Consider the following 22,315-nt stretch of genomic DNA (forward strand, 5'->3'; position numbering starts at 1 on the left):
CCAAAGCGAATAACATCGAACCGCTTGCCTGGCTTAAAGAAACTTTGGAAAAACTCCCTACCTGTAAAAATAATCGTATTGATGAATTGTTGCCGCTGCGGGCAAAATCGGTTGTTTGCTGATCGTCTAGGTGGGACTGTCGGACGCATACGGAAATTTGACTTCTTTACGACGTTCTCCGCTTTTTGCTTGCGTTCAAACGCCAACACTGACCGCAGGAAGCGTTGTTCTACGACAGACTTTCCACCGCTGGACTTGCTAACCCCCATCAAAAAAAGCGACACCGGTGCAGGATCGTAGGATGGACACTGGACGTTGACAAAATGTTGACATGCGAGCGACACAACCCCAAGTGCGGCATGTGCGGCCAATTCAACAGGCGTCCGGTGAATCGCGCTGATTTCAAGGATAGGCTCGCGAAGCAAGGCCGGAAATGAGTCCGTCGGATAGTAACTTTGCCAGTGCGGCCATTGATAAGCGGCATATCCGTTTTTATATTCAATAATTGGCATGATCGATTCTCCTTAACCATTCACCGAGCAGTATCGGGCGACATAGAGACGATTCACCCTCCCCGCTTTAGGCTGTCCGCAACCCAGAAACTCGCGAATTGAAAATTGCGTTGGTTGAAGTTCACCAGCTACGACTGCCGCACGAACTCGTTCTACAAGTTTGTCATCGTTAGATATAACACCGCGACTTGAATCAATCTCCACAGCAGGATCGTGTTCAAGCACCCCGAGTATGCTGTCGGATACGACTACATTGCGACCTGCAGTACGACCCAACGCTGCTGATACCATAATCCACCCCAAGACAGCAGTACCCTCGAGCACGACCGCGTAGGCGAGACCTATGACCATTGCAAGACATTGTTCGGTAACTCCGATCCAAGTCGCGACCGAGAAAGCGACTGGATCGGCACGTAATGACGCACGTAACTCGTCGACGCGATCAGCTTGCGAATTGCGCCGATCATCCATGGCTTCATAGCGCTTCGCCTCGTCAGCTTCTGCATCTAATGCCATGATCTCTGCGGCCAAACGTGCCCGACGTACGTTGAGGGTTGTACACTCACCTAGACAACGTTGTAATTGGGCGCGAGCTAGGTCAGAGATGACCTTCGTTTTCTCTTTCGCAATATCAGTTCGTGAGCGTCCAGAGAGAGAGCTAGCCATTAAAGGCACTGAGGGTGTCTGGATCGTCGCTACGCGCAGATCGCCAGCATGTCGTTGCGAAATCATGAAGAATGTGATTTGCCCGTGCAATACGACCAAAGTCGCGACAAGCCACAACGTGAAAGCAGCAACTTGAACTAAGCCACGTAATTCATGCAGCCCCGCTGGTAGCCAATGCACGAACAAAACGGCAACGCCAATCAGCGCAATGCGTATGAGTCTCTCAATAAGAAGGCCGCTTGACTGCCAACCAGTGTAGATGGCGATGCCGAGTGACGCCAAGGTAGCCGCAATGGCAACCAAAAGCGCGAGCTTTTGTGACGCTGTCAGCTTGACAACTAGAAAACGCGTCGAATCACCAACTGTGCTCGTGAGGGAGGCAGACTGAAACTTTGTATTTGTATTTGTGTTCATCTCGCTCCCCTTATTGCACGTTAAGGAACGATTCTGCACGCGCAGCGATCCATGCATCGACATCAGATTCAAGGTAGCCCACGGTGCGCGCCGACAATTTGATTTTCCGCGGGAAAGTCTGGTCCGTCGACATCAGCACATATAGGGTAGCGCGCGACAATTGCGTGCGCTGAACCAGTTGCTTCATGCGAAGAATTTGGAGAGCCTTACCGAGCTGACGGAGCGTCGGTGTCGAGTCATCCGAGATAATGCAGGTTGGATTCAATTTTGGCAAAACTTCCGCCATCTTGAGTGTATGAGTAGTCATGAGTTTTCCATCACAAATTATGGCAAGCGACGCTACAAACGTCGCCCACCTTGGTCCGGCTTGTGCCGTATGTGATAGATGATCCGGGCGGAACTCGTGTTCCGCGCAAGCAATTTTTGAAAAACCTTGCTTGCCCTGATCTGACAAGGCTTAACGAAGTCCAGGGCGGAACTAAGGCGGAACTAAGGTGGAACTCCGCGGAAAACTACAGGCTCATCTTAGTTGAAGATGCCGGCCACTTATTGACGACTTGGCTAATATTCGGCTTATCCTTGGCTTCGCGTACTATTCTTCGGACGTACCCGCTGCTAATACCAAATTGCTCTGCGAGTTGTTGAGAGAAATTGTTAACCCCTTTTCGCTGAAGTTCATCGTGCCGTTTTACTATCTCCTGCTTATCCTTTTTGGTGAGCTTGGGTTTGCGTAAGGCACTCCGCTTTGCCTTTAGTGATTCTTGATCAATTATAGATATTTCAGTTTGCACGTCGCGGTCGCTGACCTCTCTCTTTTCGACGTGCAAAATACCACATCGTTCCAAATAGGCAATTGCTTGACCTTTAGGCAAATAGGTCCCTATACCAAATCTGGCCACAGAAACATGGTTCGCATCGACTGCCGAGAGTCGCTCGCGCGCTAGCTCATCCTGAAGTACCCTTTGATGATGGATCATGACCGTGTCCTGCTCCGCCTGACGTCGTTCGATGGTCTTGGCGTCAACTAAAACAGGTTTCCACTCTGGTCGATTCGGCAGGCTGGAGTAGGCACTAAGAAAGGACTCCATCCCATAGTCCGACATTGGATAATGTAATGAGGGTAAGTCCACAAGTAGTTTTTCCATCACCTCGCGATCATTGTCCGTGAGCTTGTATGGTAGCGTGAGTTCAACCATGTCGTAGTGCAACTCATTGCCGAATGGGATTTGAGGCGCAGACGATGCCACAGTGTCTGGCTGATCCCTCCGTAGTTGATCAAGCGTGCAACCGTCTTCGGAAAGCAGCACACATTGCAAGCCAGCGGAGATTGGCCATTTCTCTTCGCCAAATACGGGTGCACTCTTAGCGATATTACTCGTTACCATCTTCCCAACAATACAATCAATTCCTTTTAGTTCTTGCTCGCCGGCAGGACAAAGTGCTTGGGCGATCGCTTTACAAAAACTCCAAAAATCGATCAGTTGATCAGCCGGCAACTCTACTTGAACTTTCACTTGCACCTCGGTAAATTATTTTCTAATGCCCAACTCTAGGGCGCTAAGTTCTTTCGAGCTGTTGTCCGATGTTAACGGATAACCGCAACCAAGATAGTAAACCGAAAAAGAGACGCCCAACAGTCTATGGGTTTAATACGTTATGCACTTCTCACTTCTACGTTAACACTCTGCGAAAACAGCGGCCGCCTTTATTCAACGCACTAGTACACTGACTATCTAGGAATGTGCATCAACCTTGTTTTGATACTTAATAATTACGCCTCACCATTTAATGCATACCCATATAGCTGCTCTACACGAATATCCTTTGAATGCTCAAAAGCTGACAAATGAACGCTATGCGTCACCGTTTAATAAGCTTTGATGAAGAATGCGGTAATATTTTTTCATTAAATTTTAAAATAAAAATATCAGAGCCTCTCAAGTAAGAATTTATACATAATTCGACCAAGAATATTCAATTCCAAAAAATAGCCTCTAAAAGAATATTTTTTGCATCCATATTTAAATCCATAATCATAAAAAATTACTTCAAACAATAGCATCCACAAGGATTAAAACATATTATTCAAGTCCACCTATCATTACTTTTAAAATTGGCGATATTGTCCAACTCCGTGATGGTGGGGAGTTGATGACGATTGAGGCTATTCTCGGCAATAAACATGATCTGGCTGAGTGTACATGGGGAGCTGGCGCGCACTCGCAATTGAAGGTATTTACGCTGGACTCGCTTGTGCATGTGACGCCTGCTGATGCTCATAAATCCAATCAAGCCGTTTCAAGATATGAAGAAGGCTTAGACCCTAACGATCTGACGGTGCAGCTATCCGAATTATTGGTTGCGACTGCGGATACGTCGGATGAGTTGATTCATCACTCGGTTCAGGAAGTCTTAAAAATTGTGCTGGAAAAACTTAAGATGGATGTTGTGTTTGTGTCTGAATTTGTGGATGGCATGCGGGTGATACGACAAGTTGAATGTCGCGACAATGCGCCGATCTTGAGTGCAGGCCAAGCTGATCCTTTGGAGGCAACATGGTGCCAACGGATTGTGGATGGACGCTTGCCACAAATTATTAATGACGCGCCGAAGCTAGCCCAAGAGATAGAAATACCGAAGACGCATCTGAAGATAGGTTCTTATCTTGCCACGCCGATTATTCTGTCTGATGGCAATGTATATGGCACATTTTGCTGCTTTAGTTCTAAGGCAGACGACAAATTGGTAGAGCGGGATTTGAAAAATCTGCAGCTGGCAGCGAAGTACGCGGCAGAAAAGCTTCAGCTCAGCTAGCTTGAAAATTAGCCTGAAAATGCGATTAAAAATTAGAACAAAGAACAGAGTAGGGTCCGGTCAACTGGCGTGATTAAGGTGATCTACTCTGCTCCGATTGTCGCTAGCTACGAATGCCTTACCCGCAGCTAGCGACATAGTCGATTTACTTCACTTCAGTCACAAACTTGTCGGTTGGGCGACGGACTTTTTTCAGGTTAACTAACCAGTCTTTGTCTTCTTCGCGATAGCCCAACGGCAAAATCACAACGCTGCGCAAACCGTGTGCTTTGAGTCCAAGGATTTCGTCAACTGCGGCAGGGTCAAAACCTTCCATCGGCGTGCTGTCAACTTCTTCAAATGCGGCGGCAATCAGTGCTGATCCCAGACCGATGTAGGCCTGGCGCGCTGCATGTTGATAATTGACTTCTGCATCGCGTTTTGGGTAGGTGTTGAGCAGCATTTGGCGATAATTTTCCCAACCTTCGTTTTTAAAATTACGAATGTCGTTGGTCAGATCAAACATCATGTTGATGCGTTCTACCGTGTAGTTGTCCCATGCGGCGAACACTAACAGGTGTGAGCAATCGGTGATCTGGCCTTGGTTCCATGCAACTGGTTTGATTTTTTCACGGACTTCTGGATTGGTAACGACGAAGATTTCGTAAGGTTGCAAACCGCTGGAAGTCGCGGTCAGGCGCGCTGCTTCCAGAATGCGGTCAACTTTTTCTTGCGGAACCGCTTTGGCAGGGTTCATCTTTTTTGCGGCATAACGCCATTCCAGCTTTTGAATTAAATCGGACATGTGAATAACTTTCGGGTTGAGATTAATGTTTGCTAATAATGATTCTTAGGGGGCTCACTAAGAGCAAACAGAGTTTTAATGACTTGTTACTTTGCCTAGTGTAACCGTGATCGAAATTAGCTGCACTGGCGCACTATTGTTCAGCTTGTGGACATCTGACGGGCATTGTTTGATCCGTCATCGCCACGATGATGGAGATAGCCATTGCCCATTTATTAGCTGCGACCAAACGTCTGACTGATATGGGTCATCGCTGGCATTTGACAAGGCTCTGCGCCCGGTTTATCTGAATCCGCCCGGCTTAGTTGAAAGCGCGTGGGAATTCCCTCGCAGGAATAATACATAAGCTAACGCATAGGCCACATATATACTCTGGGTATGTATATTTAAGTTGTCCACATACTTACTGGACAATAAGCCATATTTTTAAAAATTAAGGGGGAGTATATTTATTTAAGATCTAACTAAGCAAGTAAATCGTAAGTATTTACCCGCCCGATATCACCGGTTTAAACGATAACGTCTATGGATTTAACTTAGGTAAGGACGCCATCAGATCGGCAAAACGCTGGCCCTGAATCATGATGTGACCTCTGAGCAACTCTGCTGTTAAATCGCCATTACCAGCGAGAATCGCCTGCACCACGCCGTCGTGCTCAGAAAACGATGCGCCAACTCTGTCCCTCACCCGCAATTGCAAACGCCGGTAATGCCGGAGGCGGCGATGTAAGGCGAGCGCTTGCTCAGCCAGAAAAGCATTGTGACTGCCTTTGTAGATAATCTGATGGAAGGTTTCATTGCAGTAGAAATAATCGTCAGAATTTTGTGCCAAGCTGGCGTCCTTACATGCCTGATGTGCTGCCAGCAGGTTCTGATGTTCCTCTACGGTCATGCGTCTGGCGGCGAGTCTGCCGCACATCGCTTCAAACTCAGCCATGACTTCAAACATTTCTACCAATTGCTGCGGCCCCAGTTCTGCCACAACCGCACCGCGCCTGGGGCGAATAACGACAATCCCCATTGATGCCAGCTGAATCAGAGTTTCTCTGATCGGCGTGCGTGATACGCCAAACTGCGTTGCTAGTTCGGTCTCATCCAGATGCTGCCCAGGAAGCAGCGTCCCTACAGCGATCATTTCTTCAATCGATTCCCGTAAGGATTCCGAGCGATTTTTATTATCGGCCTTATCACTAAGCTTATCGCTGCTTTTGTTACCGATTTTATTAATAGTGTCGACGATAGACAAATGGTATCCCTGGTAAATTTTTTCTTATTATAAAAAACAATTTGTACTTGCATTGCATTTATTAAGTATATATCTTGCATACATAAAAAGAAACCTTGCATGCAAATAGATAAAAATCATTGTAATGCTCTCAACCTTAGTTGCAACCTCAGTTGCAACTTTACTATCCAGCAGGAGACAGAATGTCCACATTATCCAAACGCAGAACCGTCCTCGGTGCTATGGCATCCATTGCCGCTACCCCGCTACTTTCTATGCAAACAGCCTGGGCGCAAACGTCCACTTTAAAAATATCGCATCAGTTCCCTGGCGGCACAGTGACTGAAGGCGATTTTAGAGACCGCTTGTGCCGTATGTTTGCAGCCGAAGTCGAAAAGCGGTCGAAAGGTAGCCTGAAGTTTGAGATTTACCCCGGATCGTCTCTGATGAAGACCAATGCTCAGTTCTCTTCCATGCGCAAAGGTGCATTAGATTTGTCGCTGGTGCCGCTGTCCTATGCCGGTGGAGAAGTGCCAGAGGTCAATATCGGACTGATGCCTGGTCTGGTGACTTCGTATGAACAGGGCTACGGCTGGAAAAACGCTGAGGTCGGTAAAGAGTTAAACCGCATTTTGCTAGACAAAGGCATTGTCGTCGTCAGCTGGATCTGGCAAGCAGGCGGTGTTGCATCCCGTGGCAAACCGATTATCGATCCGGATGATGCAAAGGGAATGAAGATACGCGGAGGCTCCCGCGAGATGGATTTGATTTTGAAAGCAGCCGGTGCGGCGGTGGTGTCCCTGCCCTCCAATGAGATCTATGCCGCGATGCAAACCGGTGCGATGGATGCGGCACTGACCTCGTCCACTTCATTGATTTCGTTTCGCTTGGAGGAGGTATCTAAAGCATTGACCACCGGTCGTGCAGGTGCTTACTGGTTTATGTTTGAGCCGCTAATGATGTCGAAAGCAATCTTTGACAAACTCAGCAAAGAACAACAAACGACGATCATGGCAGTCGGCGCAGAGATGGAAGCCTTCGCCCGTAAATCTGCGCAGCTAGATGATTCGCTGGTCGCTGCGGTGTACCAAAAAGCAGGCGCAAAAGTGGCTGATCTCAACCCGGCTGCTTTAAAGAAGTGGCAATCAATCGCTCGCACGACGGCGTGGAAAGACTATGGCGAGAAAAATGAGAACTGCGCCAAATTGCTGAAGCTGGCGGAGAAAACTCTATGAGCCACGGCTTTGAGTTAGAGCCTGCCAAAGGACCGGCAGTGCCGGATAATAAGATCGTTGCAGGCATATCTTGGGCAATGGATAAATTCAATATGTTGCTCATGAATTTATCCTTGCTAGCATTGGTATTAACTGCCTGCGTACTCACCTATTCGGTGGTCAGCCGGTATTTTTTTAACGCACCGACCGATTGGCAGGATGAAGCATCGGTGTTCATGCTGGTCGGTGTCACTTTTTTCTGTACCGCTTATGTACAGTCATTTCGCGGACATATCGGGATTGAAGCGCTGTCTTCATTGCTGCCAGCGCGGGTAAATGCATTTCGTATGTTGTTAGTGGATGTATTGTCGTTTTTGTTTTGCTTGTTCTTCTCATGGAAATCCTGGACCTTATGGCATGAAGCCTTTGTCGATGGCCAGACCACCACCTCCACTTTTGCACCACCGCTATGGATACCTTACGGAATGATGGCGTTTGGTATGAGCTTACTGACGTTACAGATTTTTGTGCAGGTATTAGCGCGAGTGACTAACGCATCGCCAGCAAAACGGAGCGACATATGAGCCCGCTAACATTAGGCGCGTTATACGGCGCCGTGACATTGGTAGTGATGTTTTCCGGCATGCCGATTGCATTTGCGCTAGGCATCGTCGCTACCAGTTTTATGTATTTTTTTATGCCTGCAACCTCGCTCGATACCGTGACCCAAAACGTGTATGAAGAAATGGCATCCATCACCTTATTGTCGATCCCGCTATTCATCTTAAAAGGTGCGGCTATCGGCAAATCTCCAGCTGGTAAAGACCTCTATTCTGCGATCCATACCTGGTTACACAAAGTACCTGGCGGTCTTGGCATTGCCAACGTGGTTGCATGCGCTTTATTTGCGGCAATGGCTGGCTCATCACCTGCAACTTGTTCTGCAATTGGCTCTGCGGGGATTCCTGAAATGCGCAGACGTGGTTATTCGCCTGGCTTTGCAGCAGGCATCATTGCGGCGGGTGGCACCTTGGGCATTTTATTACCGCCATCGATCACGATGATTTTGTATGCGGTCGCTGCGGAACAATCTTTGGGCCGTTTGTTTTTAGCAGGCGTCGGTCCTGGTGTGTTGCTGGTATTTTTATTTGCTGGTTATGCCGTGTATCGGGCACGCAAAGAATATCGTATGGCATTAGCGGTATTCAATCAGACCGGGACTGGATCTGCCTATCTTGAAAAAGAACATTTCACACTAGCGCAAAAAGTAGAAATGCTGCCACGTGTATTGCCCTTCGTCATTTTACTGATCGGTGTGATGGTTGCGCTGTATGGTGGCTTTGCGACACCATCAGAAACCGCAGGTCTGGGCGCGTTATTAGCGCTGGCTTTAATCGCCATTGTGTACGGTGTATGGCGACCAAAAGATTTGCGTCCGATTCTGACATCAACCGTCAAAGAATCCACCATGCTGCTACTGATCATTGGCATGTCCTTACTCTATTCCTATGTGATGAGCTATTTACATATCAGCCAGTCTGCGGCGCAATGGGTTGTTGATATGCATTTATCAAAATGGGTGTTACTGGCGGTGATACTCACGATGGTGATTGTGTTTGGCTTTTTCTTACCGCCGGTATCGATTATTTTGATGACCGCTCCGATTATTTTGCCGCCGCTAAAAGCCGCAGGTTTTGATCTGATCTGGTTTGGGATTGTCATGACAGTGGTGATGGAAATGGGACTAATCCATCCACCCGTTGGTTTAAATATTTTTGTGATTAAGAACATCGCACCAGATATCCCGCTAAAGGATGTGATCCGGGGCGTGATGCCATTTGTCGCGCTGATGTTTCTGGCAGTACTGTTGTTGTGCTTGTTTCCAGGGATTTCAACGGGCTTGCCTACCATGATTATGGGAGCGAAATGAGTCAATTTTCTGATGCTCATATAAATGAACGATCAAGTGCGCGACCCACTGCGTGGAATAGTTTGCAAGATAATCGACGTCAACGTCTGCAGCGCGCCCGGTCGTCGCTGGGTGAAGCCTTAAACGGTAAAGTTTTGCCAGCCTCACGTATCGCTGATTTACTGCATCAGGTATTGGAATGCGGTGATCGGGTCTGCCTTGAAGGAAATAATCAAAAGCAAGCTGATTTTTTAGGCAAAGCGCTGGCAACGCTTGACCCGACAAAAATCAATCAACTCCACATGCTGCAATCAGTCATCGCCTTGCCCGAGCATCTGGATGTATTTGAACGCGGCATTGCATCAAAGCTGGACTTTTCTTTTTCAGGCCCACAGGCCGGACGAGTCGCTAAACTGGTCAGCTCAGGCAAGTTAAACATCGGTGCGATCCATACTTATCTCGAATTATTTGGTCGCTACTTTATCGACCTGACACCCCGCGTCTGTCTGATCGCAGCGGAGGTGGCAGATCGTCACGGTAATTTATACACGGGACCTAATACAGAAGATACACCCGCCATCGTCGAGGCTACCGCATTTAAAAATGGCATCGTGATTGTGCAAGTGAATCAGATTGTCGATGTACTACCGCGAGTAGATATTCCGGGCGACTGGGTTGATTTTGTCGTGCAAGCACCTAATCCATATTACATAGAACCTTTATTCACACGTGACCCAGCGCAGATTTCAGAGATACAAGTTCTGATGGCGATGATGGCGATCAAAGGTATTTACGCGGAGTATGGCGTACAAAGACTCAATCACGGTATCGGCTTCGATACCGCCGCCATCGAATTATTGTTACCAACCTATGCAGAGTCACTGGGACTCAAAGGTAAAATCGGACGTCATTGGGCACTCAATCCCCACCCTGCTTTAATCCCCGCGATTGAGGCTGGCTTTGTCGAATCTGTTTATTCCTTCGGCTCAGAACTAGGTATGGAAGACTATATCCGTGCCCGGCCCGATGTGTTCTTTGTCGGACCTGACGGCTCAATGCGCAGTAATCGCGCCCTATGCCAAGCAGCGGGACAATATGCCTGCGATATGTTCATCGGTTCGACTTTGCAAATTGATTTACAAGGCAATTCCTCCACCGCGACCTTGGGACGAATCGCGGGCTTTGGCGGTGCGCCGAATATGGGCGCAGATGCACGTGGCAGACGACACGCCAGCCCGGCATGGTTAAAAGCCGGACAGCAAGCGCGGGAAGGGAAAATTCTGATCCCGCGCGGACAAAAATTAGTCGTACAAATTGTCGAAACCTTTCGCGAACATATGCAACCAGCCTTCGTCGAAAAACTCGATGCATGGGAACTAGCGGAACAAGCCAAAATGGCGATTCCACCTGTCATGATTTATGGCGATGACGTGACACATATTTTGACGGAAGAAGGCATCGCAAATCTCTTATTGTGCCGCACGGATGAAGAGCGCGAACAGGCAATCCGTGGTGTGGCAGGCTATACCGCCGTTGGCATCGCACGCGACAAGCGTATGGTAGAAAATTTACGCGATCGCGGCATCATTCAGCGCGCCGAGGACATTGGCATTGATAAACGTCAGGCCACCCGTAGTTTGCTCGCCGCAAAATCGATGAAAGATCTGGTGCGCGCCTCTGGCGGTTTGTATAACCCGCCAAAGCGTTTTAGAAATTGGTAGGCGGATAGTAGAAAAGAATAATAGAAGTGAATAGCTGAGAAGAAAGCCGCAATGGAAACCTTAAATTATCGATTCGAAAATGGCAACCGTCATTTAAATAATACGGCTGAACTGGTAGGCGTTGTCAGTTCCGGCAATCTGGAGGTGCTGATTGAAAGCACTCCACAAAATGGTGCCTGCACAATCGAAATCAAAACAGCCGCCACCGGCTTTGGTGCAATCTGGCAAGCGGTTATGCAAGACTTCCACAACCGCTGGCAGCTTACCGAGACCCGCATTACGATTAACGATATGGGCGCGACGCCTGCGGTCGTGAGTCTGCGTCTGGATCAAGCGGTTGAAGCTATGCTAGGAAAAACTGCCGGAGAAGCCTCATGAGTTATCTGGAATCCAATGCGCGTGAGCGAGTGCATGCCTTATTTGATGCGAATAGTTTTGAAGAATTTTTACCGCCTTCGGCACGTGTCGTCAGCCCCCATTTAGGACAACTGAATGCTCCTGTGTCATTTGATGATGGCGTGGTCATCGGCAGTGCACGACTGGGTGGAAAAACTGTCTTCATCGCTGCACAAGAAGGTGGCTTCATGGGCGGCGCCGTCGGTGAAGTGCATGGCGCAAAACTCGTCGGGATGTTACGTCGTGCCGTTGCAGAACATGCCCATGCAGTTGTGTTGTTGCTTGAATCAGGTGGCGTCCGCTTACACGAGGCCAATGCGGGGCTGATCGCTGTATCAGAAGTCATGCGGGCGGTGTTGGATACGCGTGCCGCTGGCGTCCCGGTAGTCGTATTAATCGGCGGCTCGAACGGTTGTTTTGGCGGTATGGGCATCGTTGCCCGCTGTGCAAATATCATCGTCATGTCAGAAGAAGCACGTCTTGCGATGTCAGGTCCAGAAGTGATTGAAACAGCCAATGGTGTAGAAGAATTTGATTCGCGTGACAGAGCACTGGTGTGGCGCACGACAGGTGGTAAGCATCGATTTTTATTAGGTGATTGTCAGATGATCGTTGCAGATTCTGTCCCAGCATTCCGCGATGCTGCGATTGCTGCAATCGATACTTGCAACCAGCAAGAGGTGGAGTTAACACTGGCGGCGCTAGAACAAGAGCAAAGTCTGCTCACGCAACGTATAAGCCAATTTGGTGAGCTGATTGATCCGCTAGATATCTGGCGCAAGTTAGGTGTTGCCGAGCCAGAACTGCTTCCGCTATTAGAGGTGGATCAGTTCATTACGACGGTTGATCATCTACGTTTAGGAGCGCGGTAATGGTACAGCCTGTCAATTCTGAAACGCAGTTATCAGCAAAAGCATCGGCAGTAGCGCCATCCATACATTGGCAAACGATCGCGACTAAGCTATTTCCGCTCGGCCATACGATTACAGAACTCGATCATTTCTTATCAGGTAGCGCCCAGACCAGCATCGGCACTATTGCCGTCGTCGGCACCTGCGAGCACGAGCCAATTGGTGTTGAAATCGCGCTGGCACAAGCCCGCTTTGTTCTTGATACGGTGCGCGAACATCCGCAGCGTCCGATCTTGATTATGGTCGATACGCAAGGACAACGTTTACGTCACCGTGATGAGATGCTGGGGATTAATAGCTACATGGCACATTTAGGAAAATGCGTCGATCTGGCCCGGCGTCAAGGCCATCCCATACTTGGTCTGGTGTATGACCAGGCTTTGTCAGGTGGATTTATTACCAGTGGCTTAATGGCGGATGCCTGTTATGCCTTGCCAGATTCTACTATCCGGGTCATGGGCTTGCCCGCTATGGCGAGGATCACTAAAGTGCCGGAAGAACGATTAATTGCCCTCGCTAGTAGCAATCCGGTTTTTGCACCAGGTCCAGAAAATTATTTACGTATGGGTGGCATTGAGGCGATCTGGCACGATAATTTATCTGCTCAATTAGAACTGGCGTTACAACAACAAGTGGATGGTAATCGAGGCGGCGATCAGCGTAGTGGTTTAGGGTTGGCACGCAGCGGCCGTAAGCTGGCTCAACCTGTAATCGATGCAATACTTTCTGGCAAAAATAGTCTGGCATCATGATGTCACGGCATGATCTGGTCTGGCTATCCGATCGAGGCTGGCAGCAGCTTATTGACCAGCTTAGTGGTCAACGTAGTAGTCAGCTTATTGTTCAACCGAGTATGACTGCGGCCGACGATCAGCTAGAAGCCGTCAAGCTTTGGCAAAACCAAGACTGGCCATTGGTCGTTAGGCGTGCTGATGCTGATATCGGTGTCAACACGGATCAAATCTGCTTAGGGCTAGCTATGCCACCGCATCCGTTAACTGGTGAGAAAAGACGAATCGCTTTGCGTTGCGCCGTCACTGATATCAAAAAAACGACACCAGCACTACCTTTATCATCCGTCATCAGCGCTGCGCCTGGCGAATGGCAGCAAGGCTTAGCCGAGCTAGCCTTGCAAGCAAATAATTTACGCCTTCATGTCTTCGGATCACTCGCTTTACAAACACTGACTAAGCAGATTTATCTGAGTACGACATCGGATATTGATGTCCTTTTTTATCCTGAAAATATCGAGCAATTGCAGACTGGATTATTGCTATTATCAGAATCTGCCAAAATCCTACCGCTAGACGGAGAAATTATTTTCCCGGGCGACCAGGCCGTATCATGGAAAGAATGGCTTAGCGCTATAGGCCGGCAAGCACATGTATTAGTGAAAGAAATGCATACCGTACGGTTAGCGTCCACAGCCTCATTGCTGAGCAGTCTGGGAAAAAAGTCATGCGTCAAATCAGTATAGAGATAGTGCCGAAGATGCCGGCATTGATGTCGCAAGCTTATCGTGACGACGCTGAGAAAATCAGTGTTGATGTTGCTCATCGCGACTTTGCGGCATTACTTGCGCGTCAGGCCGTGCGCTGTTTGTACACAGAATTATCGCTATACCCCAAACCAGGTTTGGTGTCGTTGGTAGATAGCGGCAGTCATCAAGATATGACCGCCAGTACCTTTATGCGCAGCCTGTTTTCTTTACGTGGCTACTATAAAGAAATTAGCTTAGCAGGTATGACTGGAGCTTCTTTTAATTCACTAAAAAAGCTGGGCATCGTCGCTGAAAAAAAGATGATGCAGGCCACCGCGGGGATTAATACCCATCGTGGCGCAATCTTTAGCCTAGGCTTACTTTGCGCCGCTATCGGGCATGCTAAAGTTCAACGACAGTTACTATCACCAGCTAGTATCCGCCACACTTTATTAACATGCTGGGGTGATGAATTACAAAGGCACATGCAAGTTCCATCTGTAGAGTTAAGTTCTCCATCTTACGGTGTTAAGGTTGGTGTGCTACATGGTGCAAGTGGCGCCCGTGAAGAGGCCGCCCTTGGCCTGCCATCCGTATTTGAGATTGGTGTACCCGCGTTACAAGCAACCCTCGCTGCCGGGCGCAGTATCTACCATGCAAAAATTGATGCCCTGTTCGCCTTAATGGCGTATATCAGCGACACCAATGTCTACCATCGTGGCGGTGCAGAAGGTGCGGCCATCGTCAAACATCAGGCGCAACATTTTATGAGCCTTGGTGGAACCGCTCATCCAGATTGGTACGCACACGGCTTAGCTTGTCATCGCATTTTTATCGCTAAAAAATTATCCCCCGGAGGCGCTGCGGATTTGCTTGCTGCGAGCTGCCTGGTGCATGCAATAAGTTCCGATGCAATCACTGCTAATAGAATGCGCGCTAACGATAGTGAGAACAAATTAGGACTTACACAAAATTGTCGCTGCAACGCCGCTGAGGCAGTTTTGGATAAGTCGAAAAAATGACGGATCGGCTGCTCATTCTGTGCTCGGGGCAAGGTAATCAGACATCGGCGATGTTTGATCTGGCGCGCACAAACGACAAGGCCCGAGCCTTGATCGACAGCTTTGATCTGCCCTTTGATGCCATCGCATCGACGCCGCAGCTCTTATTCGCTAACCGTATCGCGCAACCGATGATTGTTGCCAGCGCGCTCGGTATTTGGGAAGCGATCAAACAGCGCATACCTGCACCGAGTCTGGTTGCCGGTTACAGCATAGGTGAGCTTGCAGCGTACAGCGTGGCGGGCATGCTCGGCGCTAAACAAGCGGTAGACTTAGCGAGAAACCGAGCGAGCTTAATGGATACCTGTCTGGCAGAATCGCCGCAACAGACTCTGGCAGCGATCAGCGGTTTGTCCATTAACAGAATCCAAGAGTTGATTCATCCATTTGATTTTCAATTGGCTATCATCACCGGCGAAGATAGTTGCATTACAGGCGGACAACAATCGGCATTTCCATCGGTGGGTCAAGTAGTTCAAGCCGCGGGCGGAAAAATACAGTCATTACCCATTGATATCGCATCCCACACTTCCAAGATGGCACATGCGGTTTCTCCTTTTTTCACTGCGCTGCAAGACATCAATTTTACGGTGGCTAGCTGTCCCGTCTTATCAGGGATAGCGGCAGTTCCGATCACCGATAAGACAATCGCCATCACGCATTTATCACGTCAGTTAGCAGAACCTATCCAATGGAGTGATTGCATGGATGCCTGTGCTGAAGCTGGCGTAACCGTCGCGCTAGAATTAGGGCCAGGCTCTGCTTTATCGCGCATGCTACAAACACGGCATCCACAGATTGCGTGCCGTTCGGTGGCTGATTTCCGTAGCATCGATGGCATCGTCACATGGTTAAAGCGTCAGTTTGATTGAAAGCCTATTCTAGTAAGAAACGTAAAATAAGTCATGCATTTCAAACGGAAATTTCACCCAAAATGTAAGCTACTAATCCACCCACCGTCTGAGGAGACAACATGAAAAATAAAATCGCATCTGGTATCACATCCGGGATAGCAGCAGGCTTAATTGCCAGCGCAGCATACGCAAGCGACCGTCTGCCGACCATCCCGCCAGATCAATACACGCCGGAACAAAAACAAGCTGCTGAAGAATTTTTAGCCACCCGCAAAGTACCTGTTTTCGGCCCGTTTGAACCATTAATGCATAGCCCGCAAGTCATGACGCAAGCCCGAGCCATGGGCGACTATCTGCGCTATCACTCTGCCATCGGCAATACCTTAAGCGAGCTGGCAATCCTAATCACCGCACGCGAATGGACACAAGATTTTGAATGGTATGTGCATTATCCAATCGCACTAAAAGCTGGCATCAAACCAGCTATCGCCGATGCAATCGCCGACGGTATCCGTCCGGTGGGCATGAGCGAGGATGAAGAAATCGTCTACGACTTCTCGACTGAACTACACAAAAATAAACGCGTCTCCGACCGCACTTTCCAGCGCGCAGATAAACGATTCGGTAAAAAAGGTGTGGTCGATCTGACCGGAATTAACTCTTACTATGCCTTGCTAGCGATGCAAATGAATGTCGCACAATATCAAATACCGAAGGATGCAAAACGTTTGACCCGTTTCCCTGAATGATATTTTGGCCGATACCAGATGCCATAGGTGCGATTGCGCGATGCGATCGTACCTGTTAGGACTCGGCAAATAATCAGGCTAATGTCAAAGTGGTAGGCATAAAAAATTACAGACGCCCGAAAGCGTCTGCATTAGTCAAAATCAATATACTCCCTCATAAACTATAGAAATATGCCTTATTGTCCAATGATTATATGGACAATAAAATATACTAATCAGGAGTATATATACAATCGCTATACATAAAAGATCATCAACGAGGCGACGACAAACAGATTTCGCCGCCCATTGATCGTATCAGGCATGGCCGTGATCGCCGCCACCGAGGTAAGCTGCTTTGACTGCCGGATCGTTCTTCAAGCTCTCAGCCGGGCCGTGTACCGAGATTCTGCCGTTCTCTAAAACGTAGCCATAATCTGCCACGTTTAATGCGGCGGCAGCAAATTGTTCTACTAGCAGCATGGTGACGCCCTGCTCTTTTAGGCGCAGAATAATTCTGAAAACTTCATCCACCAGAATCGGTGCTAAGCCCATTGATGGTTCGTCCAGCAAAATCACTTCTGGATTCAACATGACTGCACGCGCCATGGCGAGCATTTGTTGTTCTCCACCGGACAAAGTCCCAGCGAGTTGGTGCTGGCGTTCTTTGAGGCGAGGGAATAACTCCAGCGCTTTTTCCAGATCAGCTGCGACGTCGCCGCGAGGACGTGAGCGGGTGAAGCGTGGGAATGCGCCTAACAATAAATTGTCTGTCACGCTCATCGTCGAAAAAACCCGCCGTCCTTCTGGCGAGTGCGCCAGACCTGCACGAGCAATTTTGTGCGACTCCAGACCAGTAACATCTTTACCGGCCAGTTTGACGCTGCCCGTTTTAGGTTTAAGCATGCCAGAGATGGCGCGCATGGTCGTAGTTTTACCAGCGCCGTTGGAGCCAATTAGTGTAACGACTTTACCTTTAGGTACTTCCAGAGAAATACCATGCAGCACTTGCACCTTGCCATAGCCGGCGTGTAAATCAGAGATAGATAACATATCAGTTCCTTGTCTGCTAACTATGGCTAACAGTAGATGAAGTCGATTCCGAAGAATTCTCGATGGCGATTTCAGGCGATGTCTCATCACCGATAGATCCGCCAAGATAAGCCTCGATCACTTTTGGATCGGCCTGTACTTCGGCTGGCTTGCCTTCTGCAATCTTCTGACCAAAATCAAGTACGGTGACGGTATCGCAAATCGACATCACTACATCCATGTGATGCTCGATCAGGATAATCGTAATCCCGTGCTGGCGAATTTTTCGGATGATGGCGATCAGCTCTTTGATATCGGGTGCAGTCAAGCCAGCGGCTGGTTCATCAAGCAATAACAATTGCGGATTGAGTCCAAGCGCGCGACCGATCTCCAGCATACGTTGTTTGCCGTAAGGCAGATTACGCGCTTCTTCCACACTTAAATCAGCCAAGCCCATAAATTGCAAAATCGCTGCGGCACGGGTTCTGGCGTCTTGTTCTTCCCGACGATAACGAGGCGTGTTCAGCATCACATCCAACACATTACTTTTGAAGGTGTGATGCAAACCCACCAGAATATTCTCGGTCGCCGTCATCTCAACAAACAATTGCACATTCTGAAAAGTTCTTGCGACACCACCTAAAGCAATCTCCGAAGGCGTCGTACCTGAGATGACTTTGCCGTTAAATTCCACACTACCATCGGTCGGTTTATAAATACCCGTCAAGACATTCATCATCGTACTTTTGCCAGAGCCATTGGGTCCGATCAGACCGTGTACGGTACCTTTGGTGATATTCAGATCCACTTGATTTAAGGCTTTTAAGCCACCGAACTGCATCAACACTTGCTTAGCTTTCAGCAGATGACCACTGATCGCCGCGCTATTATCGACCAGACTCCAGGCTTTGCTTTCATCTGCAGCAACCACGTTTTGATCAGCAGATGCCGAGCGGGTACCGACCAGTCCGCGTAAAAATCCGATGATGCCATCTTGTAGGTAATACACCACAAACAAAGTCATCAAACCAAAAATCGTCAGACGCCAGTCAGTGATATTTTCTAAACGATAGGAAAATATTGCCATGCCTATCGTCGCAACCAACGGCACGATGATATTACGGATGGTGGTACGCTTTTTCATCAACAAGAAAGCGCTAGCAACAACGCCAATCACCGCAGCGGCAGTAGCGATCTTGCGGAACAGATCAATATCTGCTAACAAGCTTGGCAACATCACGACGATCAGTGCGCCTAACAAAGCACCGCTGCGGGTTTTGCGACCGCCCATAATAATGGCCAGTAAAAACATGATCGTGAGTTCAAAGTTGTAGGTATTTGGCGAGATATATTCTTCTGAATAAGAATATAAACTCCCTGCCAACCCCGCCAGCGCCGCACTGATCACAAAGGCATAGACTTTGTAGCGATACACCGATACGCCCATGCAATCTGATGCAATCGGACCATCGCGCAAAGCCTGAAATGCCCTCCCCAAATGCGACTTTAATATCCGGTGTACGACGATGAGGGACAAGACCATCATCACCGCGACCAGATAAAAGAAACCGACTTCGCTGATCTTGGTGCCGAAGAAGATCGGCTTAGCGACTTTCAAACCCATCGGGCCTTCTGTCAGGAAGGTCATTTCATTGATCAGAATCTGGATAATCGTACCAAAGGCTAAGGTCACCATCGCCAGATACGGCCCCGTCACGCGCAAGGCAGGCAAGGCAAGCAAGGCGCCAAACAAGGCCGTCACGGCAATACTGGCAGGCATGGCGAGTAAGAATGGCAAGCCGAACTTAAAATACAGTACGCCAGTAGTGTACGAACCAATACCAAATAAACCGGCATGACCGAGCGACACCTGACCTGTATATCCGACCACAATATCCAGACCAAACAATAAGATCGCATAGATCAAAATCGTTTCAGCCAGATGTATGTAATAAGGGTTATGCGCAACAATCGGGAAGACCGCTAGTGCCACCAGTCCAACGATAGAAATCAATAAGGTCTTCTTATCTGTAATCAAACTCATGATCAGACCTTCTTAATCGCAGTTTTGCCAAACAAACCGGCTGGCTTGATCGCTAATACCAAGAGCAACAAGACCAGACCTGGGACTTCTTTGTAACCTGTGGAAATATAAAAACCCGTCAGCGTTTCAGCCACGCCCAAAATCAGGCCGCCGACAATCGCGCCCATGCCAGAAGTCAGGCCACCGATAATCGCCACGGAGAAGGCTTTTAAACCCAGCGCCGTACCCATAGTGGCACCGGTCAAAGTTAATGGCGCGACCAGCACGCCTGCAAACGCTGCCGTGGCTGACGACAACGCATAAGAAAATGTAATCACCATGCTGGTATTAATACCCATCAGACCAGCAGCGTCACGGTCATTGGATGTGGCGACAACCGCTTTACCATAAATCGATTTGCGATTGAATAATTCCACTGCCAGCATCATCGCCAATGCACCCAGCACAACCACGACCTGCATTGGTTGAATATTTGCGCCAAATACCTGGAACGGTGTTGCGGACAAGGGCGTAGGGAAAGTCAGATCATCTTTGCCCCAGATATTTTCGGCGACGTTTTTAAAAATAATCGCGAGTGCAATGGTGGACATAATCCAGCCGAATTCTGATTTAATTTTAATCGCAGGGCGGACACCAATCCACTCTACGACCATACCTTGCAAAGCGCCAAACGCAATCACGATGGGGATCATCAACCAATAGTTGAGATACGGCCCGCCGTGAATATTGCCGACCAGACTAAGGCCAACCAAAGCACCTAGCATCAGCGCTTCACCCTGACCGAAATTGAGTGTGCCAGACGTGGCAAAAGTAAGTTGATAGCCGAACGCAATGACGGCGTAAATCATGCCCAGCGCAATACCGCTGAACACTAATTGAAGGACAATATCCATGATAATCCTGAGCGCAAAACGCTAGTGAAGAATAAGAAACATCCCACGATCTGTAAGGTATACGAATCGTGGGATGTTAGATTTTATAGACAGAAGCGAGACCTAATTGCTTATTGAACTTGTACGATGTGACCTTCTTTGACCGCGCCCATGACTGGCATGCCCGCCTTGATGGCTTCGTGATCAGTTTTGGTAAATGGCTTGTCGTAAGTCGTGACCAGACCATCGACTTTAGCTTGCAGATTTTCTAAAGCCTCACGTACTTTGGAGCCATCCGTGGTACCTGCTTGCTTGATCGCAGCAGCCAATAAGTAAATGGAATCGTAGCCCTGTGCTGCGGATACAGGCGATGGGATGCGACCGCCTGGTGGGTTGTAGGCTTTTACATAAGCATCGATAAATGCTTTACGTTTTGGCGTATTTGGCTGCTGGATAAAGGTTTGCGGCATCATGACGCCTTCACCATTTTTACCTGCATTGTCGATGAAATTACCCATAGACAGTGTCCAGCTACCGATCATTGGTACTTTCCAATTCAGCTTTTCCATCCCATTGGCAATTTGCGCCAACTCTGGACCAATACCGTAAGTCAGAATCGCTTGTGCGCCGGCTTGCTTGGCTTTTAACAATTGCGCTGTCATGTCCACATCTTTGATGTTGAACTTTTCAACAGCGACTGCTTTCAAGCCTTTTTTCTCCAGCGTCTTTTCCAAATCTTCACGACCTAACTGGCCGTAGTTGGTGGAATCGGCCAGGATCGCTAACTTGCTTAACTTACGCTTAGTCACGGCCTCGTCAACGATCATGGCAGACTGGATCGTATCGTAAGCTGCATTGCGGAAAATATAGTTTTCTGGCTGATCAGCAAACTGCTTGGTCACCACACTACCGGTTGCCACGTTATTCATGACCGGGATTTTGGCTTCTTGATAGAAGCGTTGTGCAGCAAGGGCGACGCCAGTATTCGCAAAACCGACTGTGGATACGACTTTTTCTTTATTAATCAATTCTTGCGCGACTTGCACACCGCGCTCATTTTTTGCTTCGTCATCACGCTCTACGATCTGGAATTGGCGTCCTAACACACCACCGCTGGCATTGATCTCTGCCACGGCGAGTTTGACGCCATCACGCATAGACACGCCCATCGGTGCAGAACCACCGGTGAAGGGACCGGATACACCGATTTTGATTGGGTCAGCAGCGATTGCTGACAATGACAAACTTGTAAGGGCTGCCGCAACAGCAATTGTGATGATTTTCTTGAATTTGTATGACATGTCGTCCTCCGTTTATATTGTTTTAGTGCTGTGATCAGCACTTACTTTGATCCATCTAGTACTTATTTTAGTACTTCTAATTTACAGCAGAAAAGCCAAACTAAAAAAACTATTTACTGCAAAAAAAAACCACTTGCGAGCAATGTAAAACATGTTATCCGCGATCAGGGATCTAAAAAAAATGCATCAGGTTTGGACTGAATTTAAACTAATTCAAAGCGATACAACTGCCATGATCAAAGACAAAGCTAGTTTAAGTGAACAATTTTTAGCAAAAAGATTTTGGCATAGAGAAATTTAATCCAAAGTGAAAAGAAATTAAAGAGTTGGTGAAAAATTTGCATGCATAAATCTGCCAACTACGCATTACTACTTAT

General features: G+C 48.3%; 22 protein-coding genes and 1 pseudogene. 13 read left to right on the top strand and 10 right to left on the bottom strand.

From position 1 onward, the window contains the following. Window positions 1-122, top strand: a 122-nt coding sequence (locus AAKU64_RS05855) for a transposase domain-containing protein (RefSeq protein ID WP_354361878.1), incomplete at its 5' end; no start/stop codon positions are given. 84 nt (window positions 123-206) lie between these two features. Here the strand turns inward: AAKU64_RS05855 and AAKU64_RS05860 are convergent. The 4 genes and pseudogenes from AAKU64_RS05860 to AAKU64_RS05875 form a co-directional block, all read right to left on the bottom strand. Further along, a pseudogene (locus AAKU64_RS05860) lies at window positions 207-512 on the bottom strand (DUF3987 domain-containing protein); the annotation flags it as partial. A gap of 12 nt (window positions 513-524) precedes the next feature. Further along, window positions 525-1,592: a hypothetical protein gene (locus AAKU64_RS05865; RefSeq protein WP_354361770.1), complete on the bottom strand. Its 1,068-nt coding sequence runs from the start codon at window positions 1,590-1,592 to the stop codon at window positions 525-527. A gap of 10 nt (window positions 1,593-1,602) precedes the next feature. After that, window positions 1,603-1,899 (bottom strand): helix-turn-helix transcriptional regulator, encoded by a 297-nt coding sequence (locus tag AAKU64_RS05870; RefSeq protein WP_354361772.1) that lies wholly within the window; start codon window positions 1,897-1,899, stop codon window positions 1,603-1,605. Window positions 1,900-2,104: 205 nt separating this feature from the next. Beyond that, window positions 2,105-3,106: a hypothetical protein gene (locus AAKU64_RS05875; RefSeq protein WP_354361774.1), complete on the bottom strand. Its 1,002-nt coding sequence runs from the start codon at window positions 3,104-3,106 to the stop codon at window positions 2,105-2,107. Between the two features lie 607 nt (window positions 3,107-3,713). Here AAKU64_RS05875 and AAKU64_RS05880 point away from each other — a divergent pair. Then, on the top strand, window positions 3,714-4,406 hold the full coding sequence (locus AAKU64_RS05880) for a GAF domain-containing protein (protein ID WP_354361879.1): 693 nt from the start codon (window positions 3,714-3,716) through the stop codon (window positions 4,404-4,406). Window positions 4,407-4,551: 145 nt separating this feature from the next. Here AAKU64_RS05880 and AAKU64_RS05885 read toward each other — a convergent pair whose 3' ends face one another. Beyond that, on the bottom strand, window positions 4,552-5,190 hold the full coding sequence (locus tag AAKU64_RS05885) for an NAD(P)H-dependent oxidoreductase (RefSeq protein WP_322119968.1): 639 nt from the start codon (window positions 5,188-5,190) through the stop codon (window positions 4,552-4,554). Between the two features lie 523 nt (window positions 5,191-5,713). Further along, complete coding sequence (locus AAKU64_RS05890; RefSeq protein WP_354328869.1) at window positions 5,714-6,409, bottom strand: GntR family transcriptional regulator; 696 nt, start codon at window positions 6,407-6,409, stop codon at window positions 5,714-5,716. Between the two features lie 209 nt (window positions 6,410-6,618). Between AAKU64_RS05890 and AAKU64_RS05895 the strand changes: the two genes are divergently transcribed. The 11 genes from AAKU64_RS05895 (at window position 6,619) to AAKU64_RS05945 (ending at window position 16,710) form a co-directional block, all read left to right on the top strand. Then, the gene (locus tag AAKU64_RS05895) at window positions 6,619-7,650 is read left to right on the top strand and encodes a TRAP transporter substrate-binding protein (protein WP_354328712.1); all 1,032 of its coding nucleotides are present in this window, start codon (window positions 6,619-6,621) and stop codon (window positions 7,648-7,650) included. Then, complete coding sequence (locus tag AAKU64_RS05900) at window positions 7,647-8,213, top strand: TRAP transporter small permease (RefSeq protein WP_323492459.1); 567 nt, start codon at window positions 7,647-7,649, stop codon at window positions 8,211-8,213. The genes AAKU64_RS05895 and AAKU64_RS05900 overlap by 4 nt, the downstream gene beginning before the upstream one ends. Continuing rightward, a complete protein-coding gene (locus AAKU64_RS05905) occupies window positions 8,210-9,559 on the top strand; it encodes a TRAP transporter large permease (protein ID WP_354328713.1) in 1,350 nt (449 codons plus the stop codon). Before AAKU64_RS05900 ends, AAKU64_RS05905 begins: the two co-directional genes overlap by 4 nt. Beyond that, window positions 9,556-11,259 carry a malonate decarboxylase subunit alpha gene (gene mdcA / locus AAKU64_RS05910; RefSeq protein WP_354361776.1) on the top strand — a complete coding sequence of 568 codons (1,704 nt, stop codon included), beginning with the start codon at window positions 9,556-9,558 and terminating at the stop codon, window positions 11,257-11,259. Before AAKU64_RS05905 ends, mdcA begins: the two co-directional genes overlap by 4 nt. A gap of 51 nt (window positions 11,260-11,310) precedes the next feature. Beyond that, entirely contained in the window at window positions 11,311-11,637 is a 327-nt protein-coding gene (gene mdcC, locus AAKU64_RS05915) for a malonate decarboxylase acyl carrier protein (protein ID WP_354328715.1), read from the top strand. Continuing rightward, window positions 11,634-12,527 (top strand): biotin-independent malonate decarboxylase subunit beta, encoded by an 894-nt coding sequence (locus tag AAKU64_RS05920; protein ID WP_354328716.1) that lies wholly within the window; start codon window positions 11,634-11,636, stop codon window positions 12,525-12,527. The genes mdcC and AAKU64_RS05920 overlap by 4 nt, the downstream gene beginning before the upstream one ends. A gap of 62 nt (window positions 12,528-12,589) precedes the next feature. After that, window positions 12,590-13,318: a biotin-independent malonate decarboxylase subunit gamma gene (locus tag AAKU64_RS05925; RefSeq protein WP_354328870.1), complete on the top strand. Its 729-nt coding sequence runs from the start codon at window positions 12,590-12,592 to the stop codon at window positions 13,316-13,318. Then, the gene (mdcG, locus tag AAKU64_RS05930; protein WP_354361778.1) at window positions 13,315-14,043 is read left to right on the top strand and encodes a malonate decarboxylase holo-[acyl-carrier-protein] synthase; all 729 of its coding nucleotides are present in this window, start codon (window positions 13,315-13,317) and stop codon (window positions 14,041-14,043) included. The genes AAKU64_RS05925 and mdcG overlap by 4 nt, the downstream gene beginning before the upstream one ends. Next, window positions 14,025-15,068 (top strand): triphosphoribosyl-dephospho-CoA synthase MdcB, encoded by a 1,044-nt coding sequence (gene mdcB, locus AAKU64_RS05935; protein ID WP_354328718.1) that lies wholly within the window; start codon window positions 14,025-14,027, stop codon window positions 15,066-15,068. The genes mdcG and mdcB overlap by 19 nt, the downstream gene beginning before the upstream one ends. Continuing rightward, window positions 15,065-15,979, top strand: coding sequence for an ACP S-malonyltransferase (locus AAKU64_RS05940; RefSeq protein ID WP_354361780.1), 915 nt, complete (start codon window positions 15,065-15,067; stop codon window positions 15,977-15,979). The genes mdcB and AAKU64_RS05940 overlap by 4 nt, the downstream gene beginning before the upstream one ends. Window positions 15,980-16,080: 101 nt before the next feature. Continuing rightward, on the top strand, window positions 16,081-16,710 hold the full coding sequence (locus tag AAKU64_RS05945) for a carboxymuconolactone decarboxylase family protein (RefSeq protein WP_354328720.1): 630 nt from the start codon (window positions 16,081-16,083) through the stop codon (window positions 16,708-16,710). A 297-nt stretch (window positions 16,711-17,007) separates the two neighbouring features. Here the strand turns inward: AAKU64_RS05945 and AAKU64_RS05950 are convergent, their stop codons facing one another. The 4 genes from AAKU64_RS05950 to AAKU64_RS05965 all read right to left on the bottom strand — a co-directional run bounded on the left by AAKU64_RS05950 (window position 17,008) and on the right by AAKU64_RS05965 (window position 21,938). After that, window positions 17,008-17,742: an ABC transporter ATP-binding protein gene (locus AAKU64_RS05950; RefSeq protein WP_323492449.1), complete on the bottom strand. Its 735-nt coding sequence runs from the start codon at window positions 17,740-17,742 to the stop codon at window positions 17,008-17,010. 16 nt (window positions 17,743-17,758) lie between these two features. Then, entirely contained in the window at window positions 17,759-19,765 is a 2,007-nt protein-coding gene (locus AAKU64_RS05955) for a branched-chain amino acid ABC transporter ATP-binding protein/permease (RefSeq protein ID WP_354361782.1), read from the bottom strand. 2 nt (window positions 19,766-19,767) lie between these two features. Further along, a complete protein-coding gene (locus AAKU64_RS05960; protein ID WP_354328722.1) occupies window positions 19,768-20,658 on the bottom strand; it encodes a branched-chain amino acid ABC transporter permease in 891 nt (296 codons plus the stop codon). Between the two features lie 110 nt (window positions 20,659-20,768). After that, window positions 20,769-21,938 carry an ABC transporter substrate-binding protein gene (locus tag AAKU64_RS05965; RefSeq protein WP_354328723.1) on the bottom strand — a complete coding sequence of 390 codons (1,170 nt, stop codon included), beginning with the start codon at window positions 21,936-21,938 and terminating at the stop codon, window positions 20,769-20,771. Window positions 21,939-22,315: the final 377 nt, after the last annotated feature.

It is taken from the genome of Undibacterium sp. GrIS 1.8, from assembly GCF_040544445.1.
In the GTDB taxonomy this organism is placed as follows: Bacteria; Pseudomonadota; Gammaproteobacteria; order Burkholderiales; family Burkholderiaceae_D; genus Undibacterium.